The organism is Virgibacillus sp. JSM 102003, from assembly GCF_041949995.1.
Lineage (GTDB): Bacteria > Bacillota > Bacilli > Bacillales > Amphibacillaceae > Lentibacillus.
Map to the genome: position 1 here is coordinate 222,667 of NZ_JBHFQH010000006.1, position 10,043 is coordinate 232,709.

Consider the following 10,043-nt stretch of genomic DNA (forward strand, 5'->3'; position numbering starts at 1 on the left):
GTATGGATCTCCAATCCTGTGTTACTATTCAAAAAGAGTGGGATATTGTTGCTGCACGTCAGCTTGGTCGCGACATCGCAAGGAAAACCGGATTTGGAACAGTAGACCAGGCGCGAATTGCTACAGCGATTTCCGAGTTAGCTCGAAACATATATTTATATACTGAGGATGGCAAAATTTGCTTTGAAGTGATCGATAATTTTGATCAAAAGGGAATGTGCATAGTTTCATTAGACAGTGGTCCAGGGATTAAGGATATAAGCCAAGTAATGGAAGATGGTTATTCTACATCAGGTGGGCTTGGTGCTGGTTTGCCTGGAGTCAAAAGGCTAGTGGACGTGTTCGATATAAAATCAGAAGATGGGAAAGGGACCGAAATTAAAGCCATCAAATGGGTGCGATAATGATATTCAGTAAAAATGGGGAGAATAAAATCTCCCCTTTTAACATTATAGAGTTATAACAGGGGGAGGAAGGAATGCATGGATGCCCTAAAATTGGATGCAGTTAACTATAAAGAATTATTAAAACGTTATATTAATACCCAAGATGAACAATCACTTTATGGGGCTGAACAAATTAGTAAGACATTTATTAAAAATAGCATTCCGCCAGAAGAAATTGTGAATTTCCATATTCAGGCACTAACAGAACTTTATGAGGAAATTCCAGAACACATTCGGCATTCCATGGATTTTTTACTGGAAACAATGATTTCTTATGGATTGGCACATCAGGAATATCAGACATTGAGAGAGCAACAATCCGAACTGAAATCGGAAATTTCTGTTGCTGCGGGAATGCAGGAAACGTTACTGGCTACTACCAAACCAACTATAGATGATTTAGATGTGGGTGTCATCAGTGTTCCAGCACATCAAATGAATGGTGATTACCATCATTTTATTAAAGGCAAGGATGGTTCGCTCGGGATTGCTGTTGCAGATGTTATTGGTAAAGGAATACCAGCTGCATTATGTATGTCCATGATTAAATACTCGATGGATAGTTTTCCAGAAGCAACAATGAGTCCAAAGTCAATTTTGAAAAATTTAAATCGGGTAGTTGAACGAAATGTTGACCCAAGCATGTTTATTACGATGTTTTATGCACAATATATCCCAGATGAAAGCAAGCTTCGATACTCCTCAGCAGGCCATGAACCTGGATTTTATTATGATGCCCAAAGTGATACATTTGAAGAGATAGAAACGAAAGGTCTTGTACTCGGTGTTTCTGCAGATACCAAGTACAAACAATATGAGCGGATAATTAAAAAGGGCGATATGATTATACTGTTAACGGATGGGGTTACAGAGTGCCGGCAAGGAGATCGCTTTATTGAAAGCGAAGAAGTATTGGATGTTATTAAGCAATATGCTTATTTGCCAGCGCAGGAAATCGTTAATAGGGTGTATAAGCATTTTGAACGCCTGCAAAACTTTCAGTTACGTGACGATTTTACCTTAATTGTTTTGCGAAAAGAAGTTTAATCCTTTTCTGTTTCGGGTATAGTCCTTTGTTACTAAAAAAGCTTTTATATAAATAGATATATTGATTCAAGGAGGATGGCGATGAACTTAAAGGTTGAGCTTTCAGAAGGAAATGATAGGTCTATTGTTAGCCTGTCGGGTGAAATAGATGCGTACACTGCACCACAGTTAAAAGAGACTTTACTGCCACTTACCAGAATTGAAAGTCAACAAGTAGAGGTGGATCTTGAAGACGTTAATTATATGGATAGTACTGGTCTTGGTGTTTTTATAAGTGCTTTAAAGTCAACAAAAGAATGTAATAGTCATTTGAAATTGGTGAATTTGCAGGATCGAGTATTACGGTTATTCAAAATCACTGGTTTGGACGAGATTATTGACATTAGTACTGCAATCAGAGGTGGGGATCAAAATGGACAAATTTGATTTTATTGAAATGAAGGTTCCTGCAAAAGCTGAATATGTTGGTGTTGTCCGACTAAGCATGTCGGGAATAGCTAGCAGAATGGGTTTTAATTATGAGGATATAGAAGATTTGAAAGTAGCTGTTTCAGAAGCAATTACAAACGCTGTTGATCATGCTTATACGGACGATGACAGCGGGGAAGTAACTGTAGGATACGGAGTGTATGAGAATCGCTTGGAAGTTATGGTAGCCGACCACGGTGGCAGCTTTAATTTAAATCAAATTAAAGGGGGAATCGGCCCATACAAGAACTCAGAGCCTGTTGAGAATTTACGTGAAGGTGGTTTTGGACTTTTCTTAATTGATGCATTAATGGATAATGTTAAAATTAACAACAATGATGGTGTTATTGTGTTAATGACTAAGTACCTTCATAAAGCTGAGGTGGGTCTTGATGACGACCAGATCTCAACCAGACAATAAAGGTAAAGGCGAGGTATACCATTGGATTGAGCAACTACAACAGGAACCGGATGATAAAGGAACACAGGAGAAAATAGTGCTCGCCTATACCGATCTTGTTGAATCAATTGCCAGAAAGTATTCGAAAAACAGCAATATACACGAAGATCTTGTACAGGTTGGCATGATTGGATTACTTGCTGCTATCAGAAGATACGACGCTTCATATGGCAAATCATTTGAATCCTTTGCCATTCCAACTATCATCGGAGAAATCAAGCGTTTTATCCGGGACAAGACTTGGAGTGTTCATGTACCACGCCGTATTAAGGAATTAGGTCCGAAGATTAAGAAAGCTGTTGACGATCTTACTACCGAAAATCAGGAATCACCATCAGTGAAGGAGATAGCCGACTATTTAGAAGTCTCAGAAGAAGATATTCTGGAAACGATGGAGATGGGTAAAAGCTATAAGGCGCTTTCTGTTGACCGGAAAATTGAAGCTGACTCTGATGGAAGTACAGTAGCCATTCTTGATTTGGTGGGTAACAGTGAAAATGGTTATGAAAATGTAGACCAGCGTATGTTGCTCGAGAAGATTTTACCCGTTTTATCTGAGCGAGAACAACAAATATTACGATGCACCTATTTTGATAATTTGAGTCAAAAAGAAACCGGCGAGTTACTCGGTATTTCGCAAATGCACGTTTCAAGACTTCAACGCCGGTCACTAAGAAAACTGCGTGAGGCAATCAAAACTGAGAGCACGGAGGTTTTTGATTGAGTGTGAAACAGAATAATGTGGATGTAGCTATTTTCCAAAAAGCAAAAAAGGGACGATACTATTGTGGTGATAGCTATTTCTATACAGAAACTGAAGATGTATTTGTATGTGCACTGGCAGATGGATTAGGCAGTGGCGAATTTGCAAAAGAGTCTTCTCAAATCGTAATTGATATCATCAAAAACAACATTCATACAACTGTTGAACAGTTAATAAAGAAGAGTAACGAGCTATTAACTGGTAAGCGGGGTGCTGTTATAGGGATTCTTAAAATGGATTTCCATTCACGCCACTATTCGTTTTCATCTATTGGAAATATAGGAGTATTAACCATTACTGAGAATGGTAAGAAAAAGAGAAATATACCGAATACAGGTTATCTTGCTGGTTATCACAGACCTTTCAAAGTTGTGACAGACAGACTGGAGCCCGAAATGAATTTGATCATGTTCTCAGATGGGGTTTCAGATAATGATTTATCGCAACCTTTCTTATTGAATAAGGATGTAAACCAGGTTACAGATGCTTATGCAAACCACGTTAGTGGAAAAGTTAGAAATGATGATACAACGTTAATCGCTATAAGGTATGAGAATTAGACCGGTCTTAAAATGCCGGTCTTTTTCAATTTAGGCTATTTTTTGATAAAATGAGTTCGTACATAAAGGAGGAGCCGATTGTGTCAATTGAATTAGAGCAATGGGTGGCAAAGGAAGCTGAAGTAAACAATGCTACCGTAAAAAAAGTAATCGCATTAATGGATGAAGGTAACACAGTACCATTTATTGCACGTTATCGAAAAGAAGTAACAGGTGGACTTGATGAAGTCCAGATCAAATTGATTCATGACAAATATCAATATGCCGTTAATTTAGCTGAACGAAAACAGGAAGTAATTCGGCTGATTGATGAACAGGGGAAACTAACAGAAGAACTCGAACGTGATATTACACAAGCCACACAATTGCAACGCGTGGAGGATTTATACCGGCCATATAAACAAAAACGCCGAACAAAGGCAACAATTGCTAAAGAAAAAGGACTTGAACCACTGGCGGACGTAGTTTGGGAGCAAGAATTGAAAGGCATTTCTGCAGAAGCTGGGTCATATTTATCAGAAGAACATGAGCTAACTACTGTAGAGGAAGTACTAGCGGGTGTTAATGATATAATCGCTGAGTGGATATCAGATGACCCGGAATATCGCGATTTTATTCGTGAGGAAACCTTTAAACGTGGTACCATGCATGCAGAAGCAAAAAAAATGGAGAAGGACGAAAAAGGCGTCTACGAAATGTACTATGATTATGATGAAGCAATTCGCTCCATGGTGTCACATCGTATTTTAGCATTAAATCGCGGGGAAAAAGAAGATGTGCTAAAGGTGGCAGTTCAGCCCCCAACCGAGCGGGTGCTCGAGTATCTCCGAAAAAAAGTGATATCAGATCAAGGCAACTCGGAAGCTGCCCAAATTTTACAGGATGCTATCGGGGATAGCTATAAACGACTAATCCAGCCTTCGATAGAACGTGAAATCCGTAATAGTTTAACAGAAAAGGCTGAAGAACAGGCAATTTCTGTATTTGCCAAAAATCTTAAAAACCTTCTGCTGCAGCCACCATTAAAGGGGAAAACTGTTCTTGGGGTTGATCCAGCTTATCGAACAGGCTGTAAGCTCTCTGTTGTTGATGAAACAGGGAAAGTTCATGAAGTAAGTGTAATCTATCCAACAGCACCAAAAAATGATACAGCTGGTGCAGAGAAGATTGTGATGCAATTTATTAATAAGTTTGGTATCGAGCTGATTGCAATTGGAAATGGAACTGCGTCAAGAGAAACAGAGCAATTTATTGCTGATGTGATAGGAAAGCACGCACTGGATATACCATATATAATTGTCAATGAAGCTGGCGCAAGTGTGTATTCTGCCTCAAAACTGGCACGTGAAGAATTTCCGGATTTGAAGGTTGAAGAGCGCAGTGCAGCATCCATAGCGCGACGGGTGCAAGACCCCCTAGCTGAACTTGTTAAAATTGATCCAAAGTCAATCGGCGTTGGTCAGTATCAGCATGATGTCAGTCAAAAAGCACTTAATGAATCATTAACATTTGTCGTAGAAACAGCGGTTAACCAAGTTGGTGTTAATGTTAATACAGCTTCCACTTCACTTTTACAATATGTTGCAGGTCTAAGCAAAACAGTAGCAAATAATATTGTGAATCAGCGTAATGAGGAAGGAAAGTTCGTAAATCGCAAACAATTAAAAAAGATTCCTCGCTTAGGTGCTAAAACCTATGAGCAAGGGATAGGTTTTTTACGGATTTTGGATGGTGAAAATCCACTGGACAGGACACCGATACACCCTGAAAGCTATGCGCACACGAAACAACTTCTGCAAATGATAGGTTGTGAGCTTGAAGATATTGGTTCTGATAAATTACGCGATAAATTTAATGACTTGGACAAAAAAGAAATAGCTGATCAATTGGAGATTGGTGAACCGACATTAATGGATATTATGAATGCATTGGGGCGCCCAGAACGTGATCCACGTGATGATTTGCCTAAACCATTACTGAAACAGAATGTATTGAGTATGGAAGATTTAAAACCTGGGATGGAAATGCAGGGTACAGTAAGAAACGTAGTAGACTTCGGTGTTTTTGTAGATATTGGAGTAAAGCAGGATGGACTTGTTCATATCTCAAAAATGGCGAATAAATTCGTTAAACACCCGATGGATATCGCATCAGTAGGCGATGTCGTAACGGTATGGGTTGAGCAAATTGATGTTGAAAAAGGTCGAATCGCACTTTCAATGATTGAAAATAAAGGCTAAATAAAAACAGCTGATTATCAAAAAGATAATCAGCTGTTTTTTTAATTGTACCTATTTAACGCCTTCTGGAACAGATAATCCTAAACCATTTGCGATTCTTTCGCCCCACTCAGGATCTGCTTTGTAGAAGTGTTCAATTTGACGTAGTTTGATCTCATCTTTATCTACAGGCTTCATATGACCTACAAAAGCATCAATGAGACGGTCTTTCTCATCTGCACTCATTAATCGATATAAATCTCCTGCTTGTGTATAATGATCATCACTGTCATATGATACACTGTCAGCCTCTCCATAAACTTCAAACGGACTAATTTTTGAAGCTGGATCTTCTTTTGGCTCAGTATCATAACTGTTTGGTTCATAATTAACCGAACCACTGCCATTACTATAGCGCATTTGTCCATCATATTGATTGTTATTTACTTCGTTAACCGGACGATTAATTGGTAATTCCTGATGGTTGGCACCAATACGGTAACGGTGAGCATCAGAGTAACCGAAAAGTCGGCCTTGCAACATTTTATCTGGAGAAGCTTCAATTCCTGGTACAAAGTTACCTGGTGAAAACGCAGCTTGCTCTACTTCAGCAAAATAATTTTCAGGATTACGGTCAAGGACCATACGACCTACTTCGATACGTGGATAGTCTTTTTGAGACCATACCTTCGTAACATCGAATGGATCAAATCTATAAGTTTTTGCGTCTTCATATGGCATGATTTGTACATAAAGTTTCCATGCTGGGAAGTCACCCTTATCAATAGAGTTGTAAAGGTCTTCCACATGATAGTCTGGGTTATCTCCAGCAATTTCACCTGCTACATCTTCATCTAAACCTTTTACACCTTGTTCACTAATGAAGTGGTATTTTACCCAGAATGCTTCTCCTTTGTCATTTACCCATTTGAAAGTGTGGCTTCCATATCCATTCATATGACGGAAAGTTGCTGGAATGCCACGATCACCATGTAAGTATGTGATTTGATGCAGTGATTCTGGTGACAATGACCAGAAGTCCCAAACAGCATTTTTGTCTTTCAGGTGCGTCTTAGGGTTACGTTTTTGTGTGTGAATAAAGTCAGGGAACTTAATAGCATCACGGATAAAGAAAATTGGTGTATTGTTACCAACTAAATCGTAGTTACCTTCTTCTGTGTAAAACTTAACTGCGAAACCACGTGGATCACGTACTGTATCCGCTGAACCAAGTTCACCCGCAACAGTTGAAAAACGAATAAACATTGGTGTGCGTTTTCCTACTTCACTTAAGAATGCTGCCTTCGTGTATTTTGAAAGATCGTTTGTTACTTCAAAGTAACCGTGTGCCCCTGCGCCTTTTGCATGTACGACACGCTCAGGTACACGTTCTCTATTAAAGTGTGCTAATTTTTCTAAAAGGTGAACATCCTGAATTAATGTTGGACCTCGATTACCTGCAGTAATTGAATTCTGGTTATCCCCAACCGGAGCACCAGATGCTGTTGTCATTCTTTTCTTTTCATTACTCACTTACTGAACACCTCTCCTTTTACAATATTAATCTCATATTCAATTATAATATAATACTATCAAAAATCAATGTTTAATTACAATGATTTTAATTTAGCACCCTTATTAAATATATGATAAAATATTGCTGGGTTAATATGTAGGGAATGATTATATGAAGTTATTAAATGAAAAAGAACTATATGAATTGGTAAATGAACTATCATTGAAACATTTTCATAAACCTTTTAAAGATACCATTAGATATAATAATCGCCTTAGAACTACCGGCGGGAGGTATCTACCCTCTAAAAGAGTAATTGAGTTAAATCCAAAATACTCTATGGAAATGGGGGAAAAGGAAGTAATAGGTATCATTAAACATGAACTAGTGCATTACCATCTTCATATAGAAGGAAAAGGGTATAAGCATGGTGATAGAGACTTTAAAAAATTATTAAAAATTACGGGGTCACCAAGGCATTGCAATCCACTGCCTTCCTCTTTAAAACACAAGAAACACATTTATATATGCAGAAGCTGTTCAAGAGTATACAAACGAACGCGGCGGATTGATGTTAGTAAATACAGGTGTGGAAAATGCAGGGGAGAGTTAGTAGCTGATGAAGGACAAGCCGATGTTTAGGTATTTAAGGAAGTATTGCTGCATTTTTACCTGTATAAGTGCAACTCGTGTAATCGTCATTAAGGCGTGGCAAATTTTTAACAGTTTCGGCTTGTTTGATATAATAATGAGAAGACAAATTTTAAATAATAGATTGACGAAATATGACCTACGTGTTAAATTAAATAAGGCTTAAAAAAACAAGTCGATTTTATTATTTGTTCGATTGAAATATTGACAATAAACGTTATATATTGTATAGTGTTTTTCGTCGCAATTAATTGTGGCCTTAAGATGCAACACGACGAGCGCAAAAAACAAGGTTGAATTGCCTTGATAATTATTTCAGATTATTCCACAGTAGCTCAGCGGTAGAGCAATCGGCTGTTAACCGATCGGTCGTAGGTTCGATTCCTACCTGTGGAGCCATTCGGAGAAGTACCCAAGTGGCTGAAGGGGCGCCCCTGCTAAGGGTGTAGGTCGCGTGAGCGGCGCGAGGGTTCAAATCCCTCCTTCTCCGCCATTTTATGGCCCGTTGGTCAAGTGGTTAAGACACCGCCCTTTCACGGCGGTAACACGGGTTCGAATCCCGTACGGGTCATCTTATATTCTTATAAATAAATCGGTTGGGTCCGGTAGTTCAGTTGGTTAGAATGCCTGCCTGTCACGCAGGAGGTCGCGGGTTCGAGTCCCGTCCGGACCGCCACTGTTGGGCTATAGCCAAGCGGTAAGGCATCGGGTTTTGATCCCGTGATTCCCAGGTTCGAATCCTGGTAGCCCAGCCATTTTTTTATGGATTAAATATATAATCATTATAAGAGCCATTAGCTCAGCTGGCAGAGCATCTGACTTTTAATCAGAGGGTCGGAGGTTCGAATCCTCCATGGCTCACCATCTTTTTTGCGGGTGTGGCGGAATTGGCAGACGCGCTAGATTTAGGATCTAGTGTCTTACGACGTGGGGGTTCAAGTCCCTCCACCCGCATTCAACATTTTACATTGCTGTGATTATTCATAGCATTTTACTTTGTGCTATCAGACAAGTTATTTCCCATTTGCCAAGTTTCACTAATGAAGATTAGGCGGTCGTGGCGGAATGGCAGACGCGCTAGGTTGAGGGCCTAGTGGGAGTTTATCCCGTGGAGGTTCAAGTCCTCTCGACCGCATTAAAAAACTTCTTGATAATATATACTATATATGGTATATTTAAGTTTCTCGCTTTTGAAGCGCCCGTAGCTCAATTGGATAGAGCGTTTGACTACGGATCAAGAGGCTAGGGGTTCGACTCCTCTCGGGCGCACCATTTTAACGGGAAGTAGCTCAGCTTGGTAGAGCACATGGTTTGGGACCATGGGGTCGCAGGTTCGAATCCTGTCTTCCCGACCATCGAAAGAGTTCATAAGATTTTCAAATATTAATGCGGGTGTAGTTTAGTGGTAAAACTTCAGCCTTCCAAGCTGATATCGTGGGTTCGATTCCCATCACCCGCTCCATTTTTTACTTATGGGCCTGTAGCTCAGCTGGTTAGAGCGCACGCCTGATAAGCGTGAGGTCGGTGGTTCGAGTCCACTCAGGCCCATTTTGCTCCTTGAAAACTGAACAAAACAACCAGTATGTCAAGAAAACAGGTTAAAAGTTAAACTTTTAAACCCTGATTTCAATTTTTAAGCTAAGAACAGATGATTGATTGGTGTTAATCATAATCAAACGAACTTTTATGGAGAGTTTGATCTTGGCTCAGGACGAACGCTGGCGGCGTGCCTAATACATGCAAGTCGAGCGCGGGAAGCAAACGGATCCTCTTCTGAGGTGAAGTTTGTGGAACGAGCGGCGGACGGGTGAGTAACACGTGGGCAACCTGCCTGTAAGACTGGGATAACCCCGGGAAACCGGGGCTAATACCGGATAATATTTTTCAGCACATGTTGAGAAATTGAAAGGCGG

Annotated in this window: 9 protein-coding genes, 12 tRNA genes and 1 rRNA gene; 21 read left to right on the forward strand and 1 reads right to left on the reverse strand. The window is 39.8% G+C overall.

The genetic code is table 11. The features are described 5' to 3' along the window. Window positions 1-2: 2 nt before the first annotated feature. The 7 genes from ACE1TG_RS09125 (at window position 3) to ACE1TG_RS09155 (ending at window position 5,984) form a co-directional block, all read left to right on the forward strand. Window positions 3-404 carry an anti-sigma regulatory factor gene (locus ACE1TG_RS09125; protein WP_375052079.1) on the forward strand — a complete coding sequence of 134 codons (402 nt, stop codon included), beginning with the start codon at window positions 3-5 and terminating at the stop codon, window positions 402-404. 78 nt (window positions 405-482) lie between these two features. Continuing rightward, window positions 483-1,493, forward strand: coding sequence for a PP2C family protein-serine/threonine phosphatase (locus ACE1TG_RS09130; protein WP_375052064.1), 1,011 nt, complete (start codon window positions 483-485; stop codon window positions 1,491-1,493). An 81-nt stretch (window positions 1,494-1,574) separates the two neighbouring features. Then, entirely contained in the window at window positions 1,575-1,919 is a 345-nt protein-coding gene (locus ACE1TG_RS09135) for an STAS domain-containing protein (RefSeq protein WP_375052065.1), read from the forward strand. Next, entirely contained in the window at window positions 1,906-2,382 is a 477-nt protein-coding gene (rsbW, locus tag ACE1TG_RS09140; protein ID WP_375052066.1) for an anti-sigma B factor RsbW, read from the forward strand. The genes ACE1TG_RS09135 and rsbW overlap by 14 nt, the downstream gene beginning before the upstream one ends. Beyond that, the gene (sigB, locus tag ACE1TG_RS09145) at window positions 2,354-3,145 is read left to right on the forward strand and encodes an RNA polymerase sigma factor SigB (protein ID WP_375052067.1); all 792 of its coding nucleotides are present in this window, start codon (window positions 2,354-2,356) and stop codon (window positions 3,143-3,145) included. The genes rsbW and sigB overlap by 29 nt, the downstream gene beginning before the upstream one ends. A gap of 2 nt (window positions 3,146-3,147) precedes the next feature. Next, window positions 3,148-3,744 carry a SpoIIE family protein phosphatase gene (locus tag ACE1TG_RS09150; protein WP_375052081.1) on the forward strand — a complete coding sequence of 199 codons (597 nt, stop codon included), beginning with the start codon at window positions 3,148-3,150 and terminating at the stop codon, window positions 3,742-3,744. A 50-nt stretch (window positions 3,745-3,794) separates the two neighbouring features. Beyond that, window positions 3,795-5,984, forward strand: coding sequence for a Tex family protein (locus ACE1TG_RS09155; protein ID WP_375052068.1), 2,190 nt, complete (start codon window positions 3,795-3,797; stop codon window positions 5,982-5,984). Window positions 5,985-6,035: 51 nt separating this feature from the next. Here ACE1TG_RS09155 and ACE1TG_RS09160 read toward each other — a convergent pair whose 3' ends face one another. Beyond that, window positions 6,036-7,475 carry a catalase gene (locus ACE1TG_RS09160; protein WP_375052082.1) on the reverse strand — a complete coding sequence of 480 codons (1,440 nt, stop codon included), beginning with the start codon at window positions 7,473-7,475 and terminating at the stop codon, window positions 6,036-6,038. Window positions 7,476-7,650: 175 nt separating this feature from the next. On the opposite strand from ACE1TG_RS09160, the gene ACE1TG_RS09165 reads away from it, so the two are divergent. The 14 genes from ACE1TG_RS09165 to ACE1TG_RS09230 all read left to right on the forward strand — a co-directional run. After that, on the forward strand, window positions 7,651-8,121 hold the full coding sequence (locus tag ACE1TG_RS09165; protein WP_375052069.1) for a SprT family protein: 471 nt from the start codon (window positions 7,651-7,653) through the stop codon (window positions 8,119-8,121). A gap of 333 nt (window positions 8,122-8,454) precedes the next feature. Next, window positions 8,455-8,529 (forward strand) — tRNA-Asn (locus tag ACE1TG_RS09170). A 3-nt stretch (window positions 8,530-8,532) separates the two neighbouring features. Next, window positions 8,533-8,623 (forward strand) — tRNA-Ser (locus ACE1TG_RS09175). Between the two features lie 6 nt (window positions 8,624-8,629). After that, window positions 8,630-8,701 (forward strand) — tRNA-Glu (locus tag ACE1TG_RS09180). 28 nt (window positions 8,702-8,729) lie between these two features. Continuing rightward, window positions 8,730-8,806, forward strand: a tRNA-Asp gene (locus ACE1TG_RS09185). A 4-nt stretch (window positions 8,807-8,810) separates the two neighbouring features. Further along, window positions 8,811-8,885: transfer RNA gene (locus tag ACE1TG_RS09190), tRNA-Gln, on the forward strand. A 33-nt stretch (window positions 8,886-8,918) separates the two neighbouring features. Next, a tRNA-Lys gene (locus tag ACE1TG_RS09195) sits at window positions 8,919-8,994 on the forward strand. 8 nt (window positions 8,995-9,002) lie between these two features. Then, window positions 9,003-9,084: transfer RNA gene (locus tag ACE1TG_RS09200), tRNA-Leu, on the forward strand. Window positions 9,085-9,181: 97 nt separating this feature from the next. Next, window positions 9,182-9,265 (forward strand) — tRNA-Leu (locus ACE1TG_RS09205). A 60-nt stretch (window positions 9,266-9,325) separates the two neighbouring features. Then, window positions 9,326-9,402 (forward strand) — tRNA-Arg (locus ACE1TG_RS09210). Window positions 9,403-9,408: 6 nt separating this feature from the next. Further along, a tRNA-Pro gene (locus ACE1TG_RS09215) sits at window positions 9,409-9,485 on the forward strand. A 33-nt stretch (window positions 9,486-9,518) separates the two neighbouring features. Next, window positions 9,519-9,592, forward strand: a tRNA-Gly gene (locus ACE1TG_RS09220). Window positions 9,593-9,604: 12 nt separating this feature from the next. Then, window positions 9,605-9,678, forward strand: a tRNA-Ile gene (locus ACE1TG_RS09225). Window positions 9,679-9,813: 135 nt separating this feature from the next. Next, window positions 9,814-10,043: ribosomal RNA gene (locus ACE1TG_RS09230) — 16S ribosomal RNA — on the forward strand; the annotation flags it as partial.

Bases quoted from the DNA above. Each gene is read 5' to 3' on its own strand.
- ACE1TG_RS09125 (WP_375052079.1), top strand. From the start codon at position 3: ATGGATCTCCAATCCTGTGTTACTATTCAAAAAGAGTGGGATATTGTT.
- ACE1TG_RS09130 (WP_375052064.1), top strand. From the start codon at position 483: ATGGATGCCCTAAAATTGGATGCAGTTAACTATAAAGAATTATTAAAA.
- ACE1TG_RS09135 (WP_375052065.1), top strand. From the start codon at position 1,575: ATGAACTTAAAGGTTGAGCTTTCAGAAGGAAATGATAGGTCTATTGTT.
- rsbW (WP_375052066.1), top strand. From the start codon at position 1,906: ATGGACAAATTTGATTTTATTGAAATGAAGGTTCCTGCAAAAGCTGAA.
- sigB (WP_375052067.1), top strand. From the start codon at position 2,354: ATGACGACCAGATCTCAACCAGACAATAAAGGTAAAGGCGAGGTATAC.
- ACE1TG_RS09155 (WP_375052068.1), top strand. From the start codon at position 3,795: ATGAGTTCGTACATAAAGGAGGAGCCGATTGTGTCAATTGAATTAGAG.
- ACE1TG_RS09160 (WP_375052082.1), bottom strand. From the start codon at position 7,475: ATGACAACAGCATCTGGTGCTCCGGTTGGGGATAACCAGAATTCAATT.
- ACE1TG_RS09165 (WP_375052069.1), top strand. From the start codon at position 7,651: ATGAAGTTATTAAATGAAAAAGAACTATATGAATTGGTAAATGAACTA.